At 52.7% G+C, this 19551-nt stretch carries 22 protein-coding genes; 6 read left to right on the forward strand and 16 right to left on the reverse strand.

Features of this window, described 5'->3' with window-relative positions; translation table 11 throughout:
• Positions 1-140: 140 nt before the first annotated feature.
• Positions 141-446, forward strand: coding sequence for a c-type cytochrome (locus tag Q0499_RS17740; RefSeq protein ID WP_299202152.1), 306 nt, complete (start codon positions 141-143; stop codon positions 444-446).
• A 65-nt stretch (positions 447-511) separates the two neighbouring features.
• Here Q0499_RS17740 and Q0499_RS17745 read toward each other — a convergent pair whose 3' ends face one another.
• A complete protein-coding gene (locus Q0499_RS17745) occupies positions 512-1465 on the reverse strand; it encodes a flagellar motor protein MotB (protein WP_299202154.1) in 954 nt (317 codons plus the stop codon).
• Positions 1466-1476: 11 nt separating this feature from the next.
• On the reverse strand, positions 1477-2238 hold the full coding sequence (gene pomA / locus Q0499_RS17750) for a flagellar motor protein PomA (RefSeq protein WP_299202156.1): 762 nt from the start codon (positions 2236-2238) through the stop codon (positions 1477-1479).
• Between the two features lie 233 nt (positions 2239-2471).
• Between pomA and Q0499_RS17755 the strand changes: the two genes are divergently transcribed.
• The 3 genes from Q0499_RS17755 to dxs are packed head-to-tail and all read left to right on the forward strand — an operon-like array spanning position 2472 to position 5378.
• Entirely contained in the window at positions 2472-2711 is a 240-nt protein-coding gene (locus Q0499_RS17755) for an exodeoxyribonuclease VII small subunit (protein ID WP_299202158.1), read from the forward strand.
• A 4-nt stretch (positions 2712-2715) separates the two neighbouring features.
• Positions 2716-3597 carry a farnesyl diphosphate synthase gene (locus Q0499_RS17760; RefSeq protein ID WP_299202161.1) on the forward strand — a complete coding sequence of 294 codons (882 nt, stop codon included), beginning with the start codon at positions 2716-2718 and terminating at the stop codon, positions 3595-3597.
• A 5-nt stretch (positions 3598-3602) separates the two neighbouring features.
• Positions 3603-5378 carry a 1-deoxy-D-xylulose-5-phosphate synthase gene (gene dxs, locus Q0499_RS17765; RefSeq protein ID WP_299202163.1) on the forward strand — a complete coding sequence of 592 codons (1776 nt, stop codon included), beginning with the start codon at positions 3603-3605 and terminating at the stop codon, positions 5376-5378.
• 126 nt (positions 5379-5504) lie between these two features.
• Here the strand turns inward: dxs and ribA are convergent, their stop codons facing one another.
• The 13 genes from ribA to glyA all read right to left on the reverse strand — a co-directional run bounded on the left by ribA (position 5505) and on the right by glyA (position 16130).
• Complete coding sequence (gene ribA / locus Q0499_RS17770) at positions 5505-6137, reverse strand: GTP cyclohydrolase II (RefSeq protein WP_299202166.1); 633 nt, start codon at positions 6135-6137, stop codon at positions 5505-5507.
• A gap of 110 nt (positions 6138-6247) precedes the next feature.
• Positions 6248-7594 (reverse strand): sensor histidine kinase, encoded by a 1347-nt coding sequence (locus Q0499_RS17775; protein ID WP_299202169.1) that lies wholly within the window; start codon positions 7592-7594, stop codon positions 6248-6250.
• A complete protein-coding gene (locus Q0499_RS17780) occupies positions 7591-8253 on the reverse strand; it encodes a response regulator transcription factor (protein WP_299202172.1) in 663 nt (220 codons plus the stop codon). Before Q0499_RS17780 ends, Q0499_RS17775 begins: the two co-directional genes overlap by 4 nt.
• Before the next feature lie 14 nt (positions 8254-8267).
• Positions 8268-8591, reverse strand: a complete 324-nt coding sequence (locus Q0499_RS17785; RefSeq protein WP_299202175.1) for a hypothetical protein — start codon at positions 8589-8591, stop codon at positions 8268-8270.
• Positions 8592-8851: 260 nt separating this feature from the next.
• A complete protein-coding gene (locus Q0499_RS17790; protein WP_299202178.1) occupies positions 8852-9325 on the reverse strand; it encodes a phosphatidylglycerophosphatase A in 474 nt (157 codons plus the stop codon).
• The gene (gene thiL, locus Q0499_RS17795) at positions 9322-10302 is read right to left on the reverse strand and encodes a thiamine-phosphate kinase (RefSeq protein ID WP_299202181.1); all 981 of its coding nucleotides are present in this window, start codon (positions 10300-10302) and stop codon (positions 9322-9324) included. The genes Q0499_RS17790 and thiL overlap by 4 nt, the downstream gene beginning before the upstream one ends.
• 6 nt (positions 10303-10308) lie before the next feature.
• Complete coding sequence (gene nusB, locus Q0499_RS17800) at positions 10309-10785, reverse strand: transcription antitermination factor NusB (RefSeq protein WP_299202184.1); 477 nt, start codon at positions 10783-10785, stop codon at positions 10309-10311.
• 1 nt (position 10786) lies between these two features.
• Complete coding sequence (gene ribE, locus Q0499_RS17805; RefSeq protein ID WP_299202187.1) at positions 10787-11260, reverse strand: 6,7-dimethyl-8-ribityllumazine synthase; 474 nt, start codon at positions 11258-11260, stop codon at positions 10787-10789.
• 5 nt (positions 11261-11265) lie between these two features.
• A complete protein-coding gene (ribBA, locus tag Q0499_RS17810) occupies positions 11266-12384 on the reverse strand; it encodes a bifunctional 3,4-dihydroxy-2-butanone-4-phosphate synthase/GTP cyclohydrolase II (protein WP_299202190.1) in 1119 nt (372 codons plus the stop codon).
• 24 nt (positions 12385-12408) lie between these two features.
• A complete protein-coding gene (locus Q0499_RS17815) occupies positions 12409-13086 on the reverse strand; it encodes a riboflavin synthase (protein ID WP_299202193.1) in 678 nt (225 codons plus the stop codon).
• Positions 13087-13088: 2 nt separating this feature from the next.
• Entirely contained in the window at positions 13089-14210 is a 1122-nt protein-coding gene (gene ribD / locus Q0499_RS17820; RefSeq protein ID WP_299202196.1) for a bifunctional diaminohydroxyphosphoribosylaminopyrimidine deaminase/5-amino-6-(5-phosphoribosylamino)uracil reductase RibD, read from the reverse strand.
• Between the two features lie 5 nt (positions 14211-14215).
• Positions 14216-14692 carry a transcriptional regulator NrdR gene (gene nrdR / locus Q0499_RS17825; protein ID WP_299202200.1) on the reverse strand — a complete coding sequence of 159 codons (477 nt, stop codon included), beginning with the start codon at positions 14690-14692 and terminating at the stop codon, positions 14216-14218.
• 181 nt (positions 14693-14873) lie between these two features.
• Positions 14874-16130 (reverse strand): serine hydroxymethyltransferase, encoded by a 1257-nt coding sequence (glyA, locus tag Q0499_RS17830; protein WP_299202203.1) that lies wholly within the window; start codon positions 16128-16130, stop codon positions 14874-14876.
• Positions 16131-16494: 364 nt separating this feature from the next.
• Between glyA and ettA the strand changes: the two genes are divergently transcribed.
• Together ettA and Q0499_RS17840 are read left to right on the forward strand one after the other, a co-directional pair.
• Entirely contained in the window at positions 16495-18156 is a 1662-nt protein-coding gene (gene ettA, locus Q0499_RS17835) for an energy-dependent translational throttle protein EttA (protein WP_299202206.1), read from the forward strand.
• A 145-nt stretch (positions 18157-18301) separates the two neighbouring features.
• Entirely contained in the window at positions 18302-18661 is a 360-nt protein-coding gene (locus Q0499_RS17840; protein ID WP_299202209.1) for a PilZ domain-containing protein, read from the forward strand.
• A gap of 50 nt (positions 18662-18711) precedes the next feature.
• Here the strand turns inward: Q0499_RS17840 and radA are convergent.
• Positions 18712-19551, reverse strand: an 840-nt coding sequence (gene radA / locus Q0499_RS17845) for a DNA repair protein RadA (RefSeq protein ID WP_299202213.1), incomplete at its 5' end; no start/stop codon positions are given.

A 19551-nucleotide genomic window follows, 5' to 3' on the forward strand; every position in this document is an offset into this window, starting at 1 on the left:
TAGTTTTTTTTGATTCAGCTTTGATTAAGACCTTTTGAGGTATTTACAGTAAGTAGCCATATGCATACACTGCGATGACTAAAAATTCCGGGGCCGGTTAAACGGCAGCGATAAACGGATACTAATAAAGGTGAGATGAGATGAAAAAAACGATGATCCTGGCAATCACTGCCATGCTGATGACCCCTGTTGCTGCGATGGCTGAACGTGATGGCGCTACACTGTATAACACTAAGTGTATGGCGTGCCACATGACTGGTGCCGCCGGCGCTCCGATTGTAGGTAATGCAGAACAGTGGGCGCCTCGCGCAGCGAAAGGTATTGACGCTCTGCTGGTCAGCGCAACCAATGGTCTGAATGCTATGCCACCAAAAGGCACTTGCATGGATTGTACTGATGGTGAAATGAAAGCGGCTATTCAGTACATGCTGGACGGCTCTAAGTAATATTACTTTGCTATAAAAAAACCCGGCTCTCTGGCCGGGTTTTTATTGTCTGACTATATTAGTAATCAGAATACATCCTGCGGCTCCAGCGGAGCAAACTCATTATCTCCCGCACCCTGCGCTTTCAGCTTTTCCAACGCTTCCGGATCATCACCTTTCTGAATAATAATCTCTACCCGACGGTTCATACTGCGGTTTTCCGAGGTATTATTCGGTGCCAGAGGTTTTGTATCTGCAAAACCAATGATGGTAAAGCGTGACTGATCAATGCGTGGATCGGCAAACAGCTCATGTCCAACGGCCAGCGCCCGGGCAGTGGATAACCCCCAGTTGGACTCATACTGGCCGCCGGAGATAGGAATATTATCGGTGTGACCTTCGATGGCAACCTTACCGCCGACATTCAGCAGTACATCGCGAATCTTGGCGATCACCGGGATATAGGCATATTTCAACTCGGCCGAACCGGAATCAAATGAGCCTTTCTCCTTTACCCGAATAACAATCTTGCGGCCATCTGTGTCAATTTCTACACTGCCCTGACCTATCTCCTGACGCAATGCTGCGGCGAACTCGACCGCCTCCTTTTTCGCCTCTGCTTCAGCCTGAGCTTCCATCTGCTGTAACATCTGCTGTAGCTGTTGTGCCGTCTCGCCTTCAAGCTTATCACTGACCTCAGACTCACCCTCCTTAGTCCTGACATCCAGTGTTTGCAGGTCATTACTGAGGGTCATCTGCCTTACTTCATTCAGCGGAGTAGGCTCCGGACGCCCGGGACTAAACTCCTGAGCGATGATACTGGTGCCTTTGGGAATATCTTCAACCTTAACCTGAGTCTGCACTCCAAACGCTTCGCGCATAGAACCGGCCAGCTGCTTAAACTTCAGTACATCCATCTCCGAAAACGAAAGCAGCAGTACGAAAAAGCACATCAACAGCGACATAAGGTCGCCGAAGGTCGCCAGCCATCCAGGCAAACCAGCGGGACAAGGGGGACACTTGTGTTCTTCTTCAGTCATCCCACTATCCCTTATTCTGCTGGCGCGGCAGCACGTTTGTTCTCAGGAAGATAGTTGCGCAACATCTGTTCGATAACCCGTGGGTTCTGACCAGCCTGAATCGCCAGCAACCCATCAATAATCAAGGACTGATTCAGTTCCTCTTCGGCTTTACGTGCATCCAGCTTATCGGAAACAGGCAGCGCGAACATGGTCGCCATCATTGCGCCGTACAATGTGGTCAACAATGCCACCGCCATCGCCGGACCAATCGACTTAGGGTCAGACATATTGGATAGCATCTGCACCAGACCGATCAGGGTACCGATCATGCCCATTCCCGGCCCCACATCGCCTATCGCTTTGAAAATATCTGAGCCAAATCCATGCCGCTCTGAGGTCAGGGTTTTCTCTTTATTCAACAGCGTTCTGACAATATCCGGGTCATGTCCGTCCACCAGCAACTGGATACCCCGCTGCATAAAATCACTGCTCACCTCTTTATCTTCCAGTGATAACAGCCCCCCTTTACGGGCAGCATCAGCCAGATCAACGGTTTCAGCAATAATATCTTCCGGTTTCACCGACTTAAACTTGAAGGCTTTTCCCGCCACTTTGGCCAGCCCGAGAAAGTGCGCCAACGGGAATTTCATCAGGACAACGAACAGGCTCCCGCCCACCACGATCAACAGTGACGGAACGTTGACAAAAACGCCGACATCACCGCCGGTAACCATTGCGGCAACAACGATACCAAAAGCACCTAAAATACCTATGAGCGTGGCTATATCCACTCTTAAATTCCCCAATTGAACAAATTAATTTGGATAAACAAACGACCCATGTCGCCAATATAACCTATTATCGCCTGATACCCATTTAGCTGTAGCCAGATAATATCAAAAAACTAACCGGGTTCCCCTATATCCCTCTGTTTAGAGTACAATTTATTGGTCTGATTGACCCGGACGCGACTGTCCGGTAATTTGTTGCCCTTTAAACGGTTCCCACCCCGACGGTATGCTCTATGTGCGCAAAGAAAAAAACACCTGATTTTGAAACATCTCTGGCACAGCTGGAATCGATGGTAACTCAGCTGGAACAGGGAGAGCTATCTCTGGAACAATCTTTGCAAACCTTCGAGCAGGGTGTCCGCCTTACCCGCGACTGCCAGTCAATTCTCGCCGATGCTGAACAAAAAGTGCAGATGTTAATTCAGCAAAATGGGGAGTTAAAAGAGGTGCCCTTTGACCTTCCTGAGGAGTGATCTGATGGATGCTAAGGCGTTGCTGCAACAATACCAGCACAGAGTAGAGCAACAGCTGAAAACCGTGCTGAGCCACTCAGGAGACGCGGCAAAGGTGCGCCAGGCGATGGAGTACTCGCTGTTTAATGGCGGTAAACGTGTGCGACCAGTTCTCGTTTATATGGCAAATCAGTTGCTGGGCGGGCAACTGGAGCAGGCCGATGCTGCTGCCTGTGCGATCGAGTGTATCCACAGTTATTCTTTGGTGCATGATGACCTCCCCGCGATGGATGATGATGAACTGCGCAGAGGCAAACCTACCTGTCATATCGCCTTTGATGAAGCCACTGCGATTCTTGCCGGTGACGGGCTTCAGGCGCTGGCCTTTGAATTATTGGCGGCAGATACCACACTGCCATCCGGGATCTGTCTGCAGATGATCAGAATACTGGCGTACAATAGCGGCTATCTTGGCATGGTCGGCGGTCAGTCTATCGACCTCTGCAATGAGGGCAAACAGATCACCAGCGAGCAACTGGAACTGATGCACCGACATAAAACCGGCGCACTGATCAGCGCCAGTATCGAGATGGGTGCCCTGTCGAGCAACCATGCCACCGAGAAAGATCTGCAGGCGCTGAATGCTTACTCCCGCGCTATCGGACTCGCTTTTCAGGTAAAAGACGATATTCTGGATATTGAAAGCAACACCGAAACACTTGGCAAACCTCAGGGCTCTGACCTGTTACTGGATAAATCCACTTACCCGGCGTTGCTGGGAATGGCCGGAGCAAAACAGAAACTCGCGCTGCTGAATCAACAGGCTCATGCCAGTATCGAGTATTTTAATGATGCAGCTGCACCGCTTCACTGGCTGGCTGACTATATTGTTGAGCGCCAGTATTGATCACTATGTTTCATGCTATCCCTGAATCCCGTCCGGCAACACCTTTGCTGGACAGTATTGATAATCCCGCTGACCTGAGGCAACTACCGGTTGAGCAACTGCCGCAGCTGGCCGAACAGCTTCGTGCATTTCTGCTCTACTCAGTCGGTCAGACCGGTGGACATTTTGGTGCCGGGCTTGGGGTCATCGAACTGACGATCGCCCTGCACTATCTGCTAAAAACACCGGAAGACCACCTGATCTGGGATGTGGGTCACCAGAGTTATCCCCATAAGATTCTGACCGGCCGAAGAGAATCGATGCTGAGCATCCGTCAGAAAGGCGGCCTGGCACCGTTCCCCCGCATCAGTGAAAGCCTATATGATGATTTCGGCACCGGCCACTCAAGCACCTCCATCAGTGCCGCACTGGGTATGGCGCTGGCGGACAGGATTCAGGGACTCAAGCATAAAACAGTCGCGGTGATCGGTGATGGCGCCATGACCGCCGGGATGGCATTTGAAGCGCTGAACCATGCCGCCCATACCAACGCCAACCTGCTGGTGATTCTCAACGATAACGATATGTCGATCTCGCGCAATGAGGGTGGACTAGCGACCTATCTGGCGAAAAACCTTAAGGATAAAATGGGGGCCACCACGGCAGCCCTGTTTGAAGCGCTGGATTTTCACTATAACGGCCCGGTGGATGGCCATGACTTCAACCAGCTATTACCCGCGTTGCAACGATCACTCAACAGCACAGGCCCACAGTTTCTCCATATCACCACCCTGAAAGGTAAAGGCTTTGCACCGGCAGAAAAAGACCCGGTGGGCTATCACGCCATTACCAAGATTGAGCCAATCATCCAACCGCCAGCCGCACCAAAATCGAAGCAACCCAATTTCGCTAATATTTTTGGCCGCTGGATCTGCGATCTTGCCGCACAGGATACCCGCACCGTTGCGATTACCCCGGCCATGAGTGAAGGCTCTGATCTGATTGAGTTTTCCCGCCGTTTCGGCGAACGCTTCTTTGATGTTGCCATCGCCGAACAACACGCGGTGACACTGGCTGCCGGGATGGCCTACCGCAAAATGAAACCGGTAGTGGCGATCTATTCGACGTTTTTGCAGCGCGGCTATGATCAGCTGATTCACGATGTCGCGATTCAGAATCTGGACATATTGTTTGCCCTCGACAGAGCCGGACTGGTCGGTGAGGATGGAGCGACTCATTCGGGCTGTTTTGATATCAGCTTTCTGCGCTGCCTTCCCGGCATGTTGATTATGACCCCGTCCGATGAGCAGGAGCTGTGCAACCTTTTACAAACCGGTTATGAACACGCAGGCCCCGCCGCCGTTCGCTACCCCAGAGGCAAAGGTCCGGGCACTGAGCTTAGCAAAGCGGTAGCGCTTCAACCGGGGACAGCCCGGCCGATACGGGAGGGGGAACGCGCTGCGCTATTGAACTTTGGCCCGCTTCTGAACGAAGCCAGAGTAGCGGCTGAGCAGCTCAACCTGACACTGATAGATATGCGCTTTGTGAAGCCGCTGGACGCTCAGTTGCTCGATCAACTGGTAAAGTCGCACCCGCTACTGATCACCCTTGAAGACCATGCTGTCAAAGGGGGTGCGGGTGCCGAGGTGAGTGAGTACCTGCATTCACGGGGATACAGCAATCAACTACTCATGCTTGGCATCCCTGATCGCTGGATTGAACATGCGACACGGGCAGAGCAGCTGGCTGAATGCGGACTGGATAGTCAGGGAATTATTAAAGCGATTACTGCGCGTTTATAAAAGCAGATTTATAGAACCAGATTTATCGAACCATACTTATAACGCAGGGACAGAACGATCTAGACTAAAACGCTCTGTGCTAAAAAGCTCAGTAATAAAAAAACCGGCATTTGCCGGTTTTTTTAATTACTCTTCTTCATCATCCTGAAAATGATGTTCGCTCATCAGGTGACCAAGCTTACCCATTTTGGTTGCCAGATACTGTTCGTTATGATGATTTTTGCCCACTTGTAACGGCACACGGGCAGCAACGTTTAGACCATACTCCTGCAACGCTTTCACCTTACGCGGATTATTGGTCATCAGGTTAACGCTGGTAACACCCAGGTGTTCGAGCATCACCTGACACATGCTGTAATCACGCATATCGGCAGCAAAGCCCAGTTTCTCATTCGCTTCAACTGTATCAGCCCCACCATCCTGCAGATGATAGGCTCTGATTTTGTTCAGCAGACCGATACCACGGCCTTCCTGACGCAGGTATAGCAGCACACCGCAGCCCTCTTCACTGATCCGCTTCAGTGCTTCCTGCAACTGAAAACCACAGTCACAGCGCAATGAGAACAGCGCATCGCCGGTCAGACATTCAGAGTGGATACGCGCCAATACGGGCTTAGGAGAATCCGAACCCGCAGAACTCAGATCACCAAAGGTCAGCGCCACATGCTCTTTCCCGGTTGCCAGGTCTTCAAACCCAACCATTGTAAAGACCCCCCAGGGGGTCGGCAGCTTGGATGATGCGACGTACTTTACAGACACTAAGGGAATTCCTTCGAAAAATGAGGCGGTTATTCTAGCAGCGATAGCGCCTTTCACATACCCTGAAATGGGGGCATTATCGGAATATTAAAGGCGTCGGGGAATTAATTTCACTCGGGAAGCTCAAGATCGGCACGCCGCGGCAGCATCACCTGCACTTCCAGCCCACCCAGATTTGCTGAAGAGCCCAACATAAAACGCCCCTGGTACTGACGTACAATCTCAGCAATGATACTCATACCCAGGCCATGTCCACTGGTTGACTCATCAAGACGTTCGCCCCGATTCATCAGTCGTTCACGGGCCTCAGGAGCGATTCCCGGGCCATCATCCTCAACCACCAGCTCAAGACAATGGTCATCCATAAGCGCCTTGATACGGATCTGACTCTGCGCCCACTTACTGGCATTATCCAGCAGATTTCCCATCAGCTCGACCAGATCATCCCGCTCGCCAGGGAAATAGCTTTTTGCACTGATATCCAGATCAAAGACTAACGCTTTCTCCCGATAGATCGCTTTGAGGGTTCGGATCAGCTTTTCCAGCTCCTCCCCTACATAGATCCGCTGCCCCGGCAACGCTGCACCGGCGATCCGTGCCCGGGTCAGCTCACGCTCGATCATCTCCCGCAGCCGTGCAGACTGCTCTTTGATCGGTTGTCCCTGTGGGTTGTTCTGCTCCAGCAAGGTATCAATATGCCGGTCGATTACCGTAAGCGGGGTTTTCGCCGCGTGGGCCAGGTTGCCAACCGCATTGCGGGAACGCTGTAAACGCAGCTCCATATTCTGCACCAGATAGTTAATCTCGGTGACCAGCGGCTCAATCTCGGTGGTATTGGTCGGTGAAAGCTGGCGGATATCGCCGGCTTTAAGCCGCGATATATCCTGCTTCACTTCGGTCAGCGAGCACAGGCCACGACGAATAATAAAGATCTGCAATGCCAACAGGATGATCAGGCCAACCAAACCCAGCCCCGCCAATAACCATCCCAGCTGACTCAGAGATTGTTCAATTCGACTGATATCTTCAGCCAAAACCACCTGAATCTCACGCCCCTGCTTCATGAAGGTCTTTGAGTACACCAGTGTCGGCTTATGATCCTGCTGAATCAGGCGGATATTCTCCTGACCGATATCCTGCCCCTCTTCAACGGGGATCTGCCCATCCCAGAGAGAGCGGGAGTAAAACCACTTACCATCCACAGAGACCTGATAATAATGTCCCGACATCGGCTGCTGATACACCGAAGAGGTGTTATCCACATTGATACGCCAACCGGCGCCAATATCCATCTCTACCGCACGCAGTACAGTATAAGCATCACTGGTCAGGCGCGCGGCGACAAAGTCATAGGCCATCTGCCGCAAAAACCAGCTCTGTCCCACCCAGAAAAGACTGAACAGAATCAGCGTCACCGCAATGAAGTTAACGTTAAGCCGGGACTGTATCGACCTCAACGGCTGGCTCCGAATACATAACCCTGACCCCGCTTGGTGGAAATCATCTCGTGGCCGATCTTTTTACGTAACATTTTGATATACGCTTCCACCACATTGCTGTCGTTTTCAGCGCAATCATCATACATATGTTCGACTAACTGCAGCTTTGACAATATCCGCCCCGGGTTATGCATCATATAACGCAGCAGGCGGTACTCAGTACCCGTCAGAGCGATCTCTCTACCCTCTGATATAACCGACTGAGTATTTTCATCCAGCGTCAGGCCCGAGGTTTCCAGTTGTGATGTTATCTGCTGATTGGCACGCCGCAACAGGGCGGTCATCCGTGCCAGTAACTCTTCTGTATGAAAGGGCTTGGGCAAGTAATCATCCGCACCGGCATCAAAGCCGTCGACCCGCTCCTGCCAGGCACTTCGGGCCGTCAGCACCAACACAGGGATATTGTTTTTCCCGGCCCGCCAATTGCGCAACACGTCCAGACCGGAGCGGTCAGGTAGTCCAAGATCCAGCACCACCAGATCATAGATATCCTCTTTACCCATGACCTCACCATCAATACCATTGACGGCCAGATCAACGGCATAGCCATGCTTCGCCAGTGAGCTTTTCAGTTCCGGCCCCAGCGCCGCATCATCTTCCACTAAAAGAATACGCATCTATCCGTACTTCCCTATTTAATATCCCGAACAACCGGATCAACGACATTGCCATTACGGGCATCGACATAGAGCATCGACACCATGCCATCTACACCGGCTATCTCCATCTCATAGATATAGGACTGCTCTTTTTGCAGCAGATGGGTATCAATAATCTTGCCTTCAGACAAGGTACTTACCAGCTGCATCAGCTCGGTCATTGAAAGAATCTCGCCAGCCTGCACCAGCAGGCGGCACTCTTCGGCATCCAGTGTTTTCATCCCGATACCTTCACTGTGCAAAGCGGGGGATGCCAGCAGGTATAAAAATACAATTTTAATCATCAAAGCTTTCATAGTTACTCCACTGCCAGCCGCAACAGCCACATGGTTCTCGGTATCAGTATACAGCGATTTGGCCTCAGGCTTTGCAGCCCGGGTCACGATCTACCTGGTCATCAGTACACTGTAATTTTACAAATATACCGATATCAGGCCCGAATCGTTATCAGACTACCCACAAAGATTAGCAGCGATGTCTGAATTCAAACTGAAAGAAGAGGGTAAGACCGAAGGAAGGCGAACTGACAACAGCCCGGGAAAAGCACTGAACGAAACTAAAAGAACAGCGTTAACAGCTGCAGACATACCAGTGCCATCAGGCCCGCCAGCACATCATCAAGCATAATACCCAGGCCACCGGCCACTTGCTTGTCCGCCCAACTGATGGGCCAGGGTTTAATAATATCGAACAGGCGAAACAGCACAAAGCCGATCACAATCCAGAGCCATCCTGGCGGTGCGGCAAACATCGTTATCCAGTAGCCAACAAACTCATCCCAGACAATGCCGCCGTGATCATGCACCCCCATATCGTCAGAGGTTTTACCGCACAAGTAGATACCGACAACAAAGGTAATCACTAAAACCACGGCATACCAGGCAAGAGAGAGCGGCTGAATCAGCAAGAACAGTGGAATAGCAGCCACAGTACCGGCAGTACCCGGTGCCCAGGGAGAGGCACCGCTACCCAGACCAAACGCGAGAAAATGGACTGGGTTTCGCCATACAGACGCGGGGGCCTGGTTCATTTGTGTATCCCTTTATCTGGAAAATGGTTATAACCCTGTGGCGTCACCGGCCAGACCTTGCCATCCTCCGCCAAAAGGATACCCGGGGTTGCCGATATCTGCCCGATACAGGTGACTGCAACGCTGTGATCATGCAGCGCCCAGGCCAGCGTAGGTTCAAGCAGCGCCGGTACGGTAAAACAGAGTTCAAAATCTTCGCCGCCAGTCAGAGCCCATTGCCGCGACTGCTTCTCGCCAACCCAGTGATACAACTCCTGGGAGATCGGCAGTTCCGCCGGATTGAGCATCACGCCGACCTGACTGGCGACAAGAATATGGTTAAGATCCGCCAGCAAGCCATCAGAAATATCGATCGCAGCAGTGGCAAATTCAGCGATCAGCAATGCAGTACTAATGCGGGGCTCCGGGCAATAAAAACGGTGTTGCAGGTAAGGCACCTGCTCGCCATGGATATTTTGCAGCAGGGTCTCAAGCCCCCCTTTTGAATCCCCCAGCGTGCCGGTGACAAAAACCCGGTCGCCCGGACGGGCACCACTGCGCAGCAGTGCTTTATTGGCAGCGGTCCAGCCATGTACCTGAATGCTCAGGGTTAACGGCCCCCGGGTAGTGTCTCCACCCACCAGCTGAATACCGTAATCACGGGCAAGCTCGCCAAGCCGGGTACTAAAGGCCCGTAACCAAATTGGATTCGTGTCAGGCAGAGTCAGTGCCAGCGTAAAAAAGGCGGGAGTTGCCGCCATGGCGGCAAGATCACTGAGTGCAGCACCCAGCAAACGCGAGGCGACTTTGTCGCCAGAGGTACCGGGCAGAAAGTGAACACCCTCAACCATGGTATCGATTGAAACTACCAGATCCCGCTTAGCGGGCGGAGTAATTACAGCGCAATCATCCCCCACAGAAAGACGAACCGACCCTGTCCGGTCTGCTCCCAGATCGGAGAAATAGTTCCGGATCAGTTCAAACTCATCTGTGGCCACTATCGATCAGTTACCGCGCTTCGCATTAATTTCAGTCATACGTACCCGTGCAGCCAGCTTATCCAGTATGCCGTTAACATACTTATGACTTTCGGTTGCACCGAAGATTTTTGCCAGATCAACGCTTTCATTAATCACGACTTTATACGGTACGACGATACGATAGATCAGTTCAAAACTGCCGATACGCAGCACGGCACGCTCGATCGGATCAAGATCAGACAAAGCCCGATCCAGAAACGGCTCATAGGCTCTGTCGAGCTCAGCTACGTTAGCAGGTACGCCATGTAACAGCTCGTTGAACAGGCTCAGATCGGTGCCGGACATATCATTATCCATGCGGAACTGCAGCTCAATATCGCTGACCGCATTACCGGACATCTCCCACTGATACAACGCCTGGAGGGCGAAGCTTCGGGCGGCCCGGCGCATCTCTGTATGAGACGCTTTTTTTGCCTTTTTAGGTGCAGGAGTGTCGCTCATCTTAAACCTCAAGCTGACGCAGCAGACTGACCATTTCCAGCGCAGACAGTGCAGCTTCTGCACCTTTATTACCCGCTTTAGTACCGGAACGTTCAATCGCCTGCTCAATAGAGTTAACTGTCAGGATACCGTTGGCCACAGGAATACCATATTCCAGGGATACCTGAGCCACACCTTTGGAGCTCTCTCCGGACACGTATTCAAAGTGTGGTGTACCCCCACGGATAACCGCACCCAACGCGATGATGGCATCATCTTTTTTCTGCGCGGCGATCTTCTGTACCGCTAATGGAATCTCAAATGCACCCGGCACCCGAACCACTCGGATCTTTTCTTCCGCGATACCATGACGCTTGAGGGTATCAATTGCACCGTCCAGCAGACTCTCTACCACAAAGCTGTTAAAACGACCGACAACAATCGCGTACTGACCATTACCGGTCAGGAAATCACCTTCAATATACTGTACTGACATATTCTTTACTCTTCGCATGCAATGTAATCAACAATCTCAAGATCAAAACCGGAGATTGCATTAAATTTCATAGGTGAACTCAGCACCCGCATCTTTCCTACCCCCAGATCCCGCAGGATCTGGGAACCGGTACCCACCGTCAGGTAGGAACCGGAAGCACTTATATTATGCTGACGGATCTTTTTCTCAGTGTTGAGCATCTGATTCAAGGCATCGCCCAGATCGACACGCACACCGGTATCCAGCAGCAACACCACGCCCTTACCTTCATCCGCCACTTTTTGCAGCGCACGACGCATCGTCCACTTCAACTCTTCACCCTGCGCCGCACCCACCACGTCACGCAGCACTTCGGTCCGCAGGTGAACCCGTACCGGGGTCGGCTCTTCAGGGGTGATATCGCCGAGCGTCAGCGCCATATGGGTACAGTTCTGAATCTCATCCAGATAGGTAACAAAATTAAAATCACCAAACTCAGTCGGCAGCACCCCTTCGCTCTCGCGCATCACCGTATGTTCATTGGTGGTACGATAATGGATCAGATCGGCAATAGTCCCGATCTTCAGATTATGCTTCTGGGCAAACTCCTCCAGATCGGGGCGACGCGCCATGGTGCCATCGTCATTCATGATCTCAACAATCGCCGCCGCAGGCGTCATCCCGGCCAGACGCGCCAGATCACAGCCTGCTTCGGTATGGCCTGCGCGGCTTAAAACACCACCCGGCTGCGCCATCAGCGGGAAGATATGACCCGGCTGGACGATATCTTCAGGCTTGGCATCCGCGCGCACCGCGGTGCGTACGGTATGCGCACGGTCCGCAGCGGAGATTCCGGTGGTCACACCCTGAGCCGCTTCGATTGACATCGTAAAGTTGGTGGAAAACTGTGCACCATTGCTCTGCACCATCAATGGCAATTTAAGCTGCTGACAACGTTCACGGGTAAGCGTCAGGCAGATCAGTCCGCGGGCATGCTTTGCCATAAAGTTGATATCATCGGCACGCACCATCTCCGCAGCGATCACCAGGTCACCTTCGTTTTCCCGGTCTTCGTCATCCATCAGGATAACCATTTTGCCCTGACGGATATCTTCTATCAGTTCCTGTGGGGTATTCAGTTCCATTAACCTAAAGCCTCTGTTGCCGTACTAGCGGCGGTTCAGGAAACCCGCTGTAGCGAGGGTAGCCATACTCACCCCGCCCGCCGTTTCCGTTAAATTATGTTCAGCATCATCGGTGTAGTTGATCAGTCGTTCCATATAGCGGGCGATGATATCCACTTCGAGATGTACTTTCCGACCAGACTGATAGCTGGCTATTATAGTTTCCTGCGCCGTATGCGGCACAATATTCAGATCAAAAACATGCCCTTCAACCGCATTCGCCGTCAGACTGACACCATCTACTGTGATTGAGCCTTTCGCAGCGATATAGCGGGCAATCGCTTTCGGCGCACTGATCTTATAGCGGATGGAGCGAGCGTCCGCTTCAATCGATACCACTTCCCCCAGTCCATCCACATGGCCGGTGACAATATGACCACCAAAGCGGGTGGTCGGTTGCATCGCTTTTTCCAGATTCACCCGTTCACCCGGTGAAAGATCCGGAAACCGGGTATGTACCAGTGTCTCCCGCGATACGTCTGCCCAGAAACCATCACCGGGCAGTGCCACCGCAGTCAGGCAGACGCCATTCACCGCAATACTGTCACCCAGTTTAACATCGGTAAGATCCAGATCACCGGTGCGGATATACAGGCGCAGGTCACCCTGCACCTCTTCTGCTGCGGCAATCACACCGACCGCTTCAATTATTCCGGTAAACATCTTTATTTCTCCAGCTCAGGGGTCAGCGTCAGACGCAGATCATCCCCAAGCATCCGGCTATCAACGAGAGTAAGTTTTTTCTGCTCACTCATTTTATCCAGCGGCAGCTGAAACATCGGCAAAGCACTGCTGCCCAATAGTTTCATCGCCTGATAAAGTACCAGCTCATCCACCAGCCCCGCCTCAATAAAGGCCCCGGCCAGGGTAGCACCGGTTTCCACCAGCACCTCATTACACTCTCTACGCGCCAGCTCCTGCAGCAGCAGGTGCAGATCGATACCGCCCTGCTCTGCTGACAGTTTGAGCCACTCGGCCGACTCGATATCAGCCATAAAAGCGGGAGCATCGACGCAACTGACAATCAGGGTGCGCCCCGGCAGACGTAACATTTTTGCCTGTTGCGGCATCCGGCCGGTACTGTCCAGCACCACCCTTAGCGGTTGGCGGGCAGCCACTTCAGCAGCATTATCCAGCCCCAGCTCGGTTTGCCGAACATTGAGTGACGCATCATCACTGATAATCGAGCCGACACCGCTGATCACGGCGGAACTGCGCGCCCGCAACCGCTGTACATCCTGACGGGCCAGTGGCCCGGTAATCCATTGGCTCTCACCGGATGCCATCGCCGTTCGGCCATCCAGACTGGCAGCCATTTTAAGCCGGACAAATGGCATTTTCGTTGCCATCCGTTTAATAAATCCCGGATTCAGCGCCCGACACTGACTCTCCATCAGGCCAACACGCACGTTTATTCCAGCCTGTTGCAGTTTACCAATACCATTACCGGAAACTCGCGGATTTGGATCAACCATACCCACAACAACATCACTTACCCCCGCCGCGATCAGCGCATCGGCACAGGGCGGGGTTTTACCAAAATGGCTACAGGGCTCCAGGGTGACATAAGCGGTGCAGCCTTTCGCCTGTTCGCCCGCACTGCGCAGAGCGTTAACCTCGGCGTGGCCCTCACCCGCTTTACGGTGGTAACCTTCAGCGATCAGCTGGCCATCTTTGACCAGCACGCAACCCACCCGCGGATTGGGCTCCGTAGTGTAGAGTCCCTGCCAGGCGATCTGCACCGCACGGGACATAAAGGTATGATCTGCAACACTCCACTCTGCCATGCCGCTTACTCTGCCTGAACGGCATCCTCTTTCTGTTCTGACAGCCGGTCGATCTCTTCTTTGAATTCGTTGATATCCTGGAAACTGCGATACACCGATGCAAACCGCACATAGGCGACCTGATCCAGCTTACGCAGCTGACTCATCACCGCTTCACCCACCGTACGGGAGGGCAACTCACGCTCACCGGTGGCCCGCAGTTGCTGTTTGATACGGCTGATACAGGCTTCGATATCTTCAACACTAACGGGACGTTTCTCCACCGCGCGTTGAATACCGGCACGCAATTTATCTTCATCGAAAGGTTGGCGGGTGCCATCGGCTTTAATCAGACGGGGCATCAGAAGCTCTGCAGCTTCGTAGGTGGTATACCGCTCATGACAGGTGATACATTCGCGCCGACGACGAATCTGCTGACCTTCTGCCACCAGGCGTGAATCAACCACCTTGGTTTCATGGGCATTACAGAACGGACAGTACATATATCATCCTCAAAGAGCGTGGCTGCGCTTTCAGCCTGAAAAGAGCGATTCATCGTTTATATAAGAGCTTTTTAAAAGAGCTTCTTATAAGTGCCTTTTATAAGCGTTTATATAAACAACCGGGGCGCACAAGGCGCCCCGATAGGGAAACTGATAGTAAAACAGTTTCTATTGTAACGGTTTACTTATAAACCGGGAAGCGTGCACAGATATCCAGAACATTCTGTTTAACGGTGTTAATCACATCTTCATTGTCGATGTTATCCAGAACATCGCAGATCCAGTTGGTCAACTGCTCAGCTTCAGCCTCACCAAAACCACGACGGGTAATCGCCGGAGTACCGATACGCAGACCGGAGGTCACGAACGGAGAACGCGGATCATTTGGCACAGAGTTTTTGTTAACGGTGATGTTTGCACGACCCAGCGCCGCATCTGCATCTTTACCGGTATACTCTTTACCAATCAGGTCAACCAGGAACAGGTGATCATCGGTACCATCAGACACGATTTTAATACCGCGTTCCTTAAAGACTTTTGCCATCGCCTGGGCGTTCTTAACAACCTGAGCCTGATACGCTTTCCAGTCATCCTGCATCGCTTCTTTGAAGCAGACCGCTTTCGCAGCGATCACATGCATCAACGGGCCACCCTGAGACTCCGGGAATACCGCGAAGTTAAGTTTCTTCTGCAGCTCTTCATCGGCATTAGCCGAGAGGATCAGACCGCCACGCGGGCCACCCAGAGTCTTGTGGGTGGTGGTAGTTACCACATCAGCCACCGACAACGGGCTCGGATAAACACCTGCAGCAACCAGACCGGCAACATGTGCCATATCAACAAACAGGAAGGCACCCACTTTATCGGCGATATCACGGAAACGCTGCCAGTCAACAATACGGGAGTAGGCAGAGAAGCCCGCTACGATCATTTTTGGTTTGTGTTCCAGCGCCAGACGCTCAACTTCGTCGTAATCGATCTCGCCGGTTTCAGCTTTCAGACCATACTGAACCGCGTTGTAGATACGGCCGGAGAAGCTGACCGCAGCACCGTGAGTCAGGTGACCACCGTGGGCCAGGCTCATCCCCAGAACAGTATCACCTGGCTGACACAGAGCCATATAAACCGCTGCGTTTGCCTGAGAACCGGAGTGCGGCTGAACGTTCGCATACGTCGCGCCAAACAGCTCTTTGGCGCGATCAATCGCCAGCTGCTCAACCACGTCAACATACTCACAACCGCCATAGTAACGCTTGCCAGGGTAACCTTCCGCGTATTTATTGGTCAGTTCAGAACCCTGAGCCTCCATTACCCGTGGGCTGGTATAGTTTTCAGACGCGATCAGTTCGATATGCTCTTCCTGACGCTTGGCCTCAGCCTGCATCGCAGCATACAGATCCGGATCAAAACCAGCGATAGTCATCTCTTTGCTAAACATTAGCGGTCCCCAAGATTGAGATTTACTCCGGCCCGGTCAATCCGCCGTTTCAGCGTCGATATTCCGGGCCTTGGAAAAGCCGCGTATTATAGTCGAATTTCTATACAAAACGCACATGAAAGTAAGTCAGTTAGTAGAGAATTTCGCTCATAAAGGAAAAACTTACGGCAACGCCGCTCAACAGCTTAGTCACAGTGGTCAATGCAGATTTAGCGTTTCTTCGGTTCAGATCTGCAGCCAACGCCTGAAAATGCAGCGCTGTACTCGCTATCCCAATGATTTGATCCGGATGAAATGGCATTAAAGGCACTCAACGGCTAATATATGCGCAGTTTTGAGATAACAGTTAACAACAGGTTGTGTAATGGCTCAGTACGTTTACAGCATGAATCGGGTCGGCAAAGTCGTGCCACCCAAACGCGAAATACTAAAAGATATCTCCCTGTCGTTCTTCCCGGGCGCCAAAATCGGTGTTCTGGGCCTGAACGGCTCAGGTAAATCATCTCTGCTGAGAATCATGGCAGGCGTGGATAAAGAGTATATTGGCGAAGCCCGGCCAATGCCCGGCATCAATGTGGGCTATCTGCCACAGGAGCCACAACTGGACGAAACCAAAACCGTTCGTGAAGTGGTGGAAGAAGCGGTCGCCGATGTCAAAGAAGCGCTGGATGGCCTGGAAGGGGTTTACGCCGCTTACGCCGAGCCGGATGCCGATTTTGACGAGTTAGCCAAGCAACAGGCGCGTTATGAAGACCTGATCGCCGCCAAAGATGGCCATAATCTGGACATCATGCTGGAGCGTGCCGCAGATGCTATGCGCCTGCCGCCCTGGGATGCTGAGGTGAAAAACCTCTCCGGCGGTGAACGCCGCCGGGTCGCCCTCTGCCGTCTGCTGCTGGACAAGCCAGACATGCTGCTGCTGGACGAGCCAACCAACCACCTGGATGCGGAGTCCATCGCCTGGATCGAGCGTTTCCTGAAAGAATATCCGGGAACCGTTGTAGCGATCACCCACGACCGTTACTTCCTCGACAACGCCGCAGGCTGGATTCTGGAACTGGACCGGGGCCGTGGGATTCCGTACGAAGGCAACTACTCCAGCTGGCTGGAACAGAAAGATAAGCGCCTGGAGATGGAATCGAAACAGGAAGCGGCACACCATAAAGCGGTGAATGCCGAGCTGGAGTGGGTCCGTCAGGGCCAGAAAGGCCGTCAGGCCAAATCCAAAGCCCGTCTGCGTCAGTTCGAAGAGATGAACTCCCGCGAATTCCAGACCCGTAACGAAACCTCCGAGATCTACATTCCACCAGGACCTCGTCTGGGCGAGAAAGTGATCGTGCTGAACAACGTGACTAAGTCGTTTGGCGAAAAGGTACTGTTTGAAGATCTGTCGCTGACCATTCCTCAGGGGGCTATTGTCGGCATCATCGGTGGTAACGGTGCCGGTAAGTCCACCCTGTTCAAGATGATCACCGGACTGGAAACTCCCGATTCAGGCAGCATCGAGATCGGCGAAACCGTCAAACTGGCCTATGTTGACCAGAGCCGTGACCTGGCGGGCGAAAAAACCGTCTGGGAAGAGATCTCCGACGGCCAGGACAACATTGTAGTGGGTAACTACACAACATCATCCCGTGCCTATTGTGGTCGTTTCAACTTCAAAGGCGCTGATCAGCAGAAGTTTGTTAAAGACCTGTCCGGCGGGGAACGCAACCGTTTACATATGGCCAAACTGCTGAAAGAGGGCGGCAACGTGCTGTTACTCGATGAGCCGACCAACGATCTTGACGTAGAAACCCTGCGGGCACTGGAGGAAGCGCTGTTGGCGTTTCCGGGTTGCGCCGTGGTGATCTCTCATGACCGCTGGTTCCTCGACCGGGTATGTACCCACATGCTGGCCTATGAGGGCGAATCAGCAGTGGAGTTCTTTGAAGGCAACTACACCGAATACGCTGAAGATTACAAACGCCGTTACGGCAAAGACCATCAGCCAGAGCGGATCAAGTACAAGCGGATTGCCAAGTAAGCCTCCGCTGTATTCCAGATGTAACCAAAACCGGCCTAGTGCCGGTTTTTTATTATTCCTCACTCTGAGTATCCGTAAAAGATACTCCTGAGAGAATATGCTCTAGAATGATTGTTGATAACAGAGACAAAAACGGAGCACAGGAATGACAGAAGAGCGGCGCCGCTTCCAGCGGATCACCTTTGACGCAGATTGCGAGATCCGCACCGATGATTGCAGCTGGCCGGTACAGCTGATTGATATCTCCTTTCAGGGAGCACTCACTTCAGTGATTCTGACACCCTTGTTACACACCGGTGATGCGGCTGAACTGGTTATCCGCCTGTCGAATGACACCGTTATTCTGATGCCGGTTATTCTGCGCCATCAACTGGGTGAGTATCTGGGCTTTGAAGCACAGAAAATGGATATCGACAGTATCACCCATCTGCGGCGGCTGGTTGAACTCAACCTGGGTAACGAAGAACTCCTCGAAAGAGAGCTTGTGCACCTCAGCGCCAACTAAGCGGGTGCTTAAGCAGATCTCTCAGAGCGGAGCCTATCAAAATCGGGCAATCAAAGCGCATCCAGCGCCTCAGATAACTGGCTCACTCCGATAACGGTCATCCCCTCCGGCGCCTGTTTCGGCACATTTGCCTTCGGCACAATCGCCCGTCGGAAACCATGCTTTGCCGCCTCTTTGATCCGTTCCTGACCATTCGGTACAGGACGAATCTCGCCAGACAGACCCACCTCCCCAAAGACAATCAGATCCTGCGGCAACGCGCGGTCACGAAAGCTGGACACGACCGATAGCAGCAACGCCAGGTCGGCACTGGTTTCCAGCACCTTCACCCCACCCACCACGTTGACAAAGACATCCTGATCACCGGTCTGCAGCCCGCCATGACGGTGTAGCACCGCCAGCAACATCGCCAGTCGATTATGATCCAGACCCACCGCCACCCGCCGTGGATTGTTCATATGGCTCTGGTCCACCAGCGCCTGGACTTCCACCAGCAATGGCCGGGTGCCCTCCCAGATCACCATCACCAGACTGCCGGGGCTGGCTTTCTCACCACGGTTGAGAAAGATGGAGCTGGGATTTTTCACCTCTTTCAGGCCCTGCTCCAGCATCGCAAACACCCCCAGTTCATTCACCGCACCAAAGCGGTTTTTATGGCTCCGCAGGGTACGAAAACGGCCATCACTGTCACCTTCAAGCTGCAGTGAGCAATCGATCATGTGCTCCAGCACTTTCGGACCCGCCAATGAACCATCTTTGGTCACATGACCCACCAGAAACAGAACCGTGCCGGTCTGCTTGGCAAACCGGGTAAGATAAGCCGCGGCTTCACGCACCTGGGATACACTGCCGGGTGCCGACTGAACATCATCGACATGCATCACCTGAAT

Origin of the sequence: uncultured Amphritea sp. (assembly GCF_937127095.1) — a bacterium.
In the GTDB taxonomy this organism is placed as follows: domain Bacteria; phylum Pseudomonadota; class Gammaproteobacteria; order Pseudomonadales; family Balneatricaceae; genus Amphritea.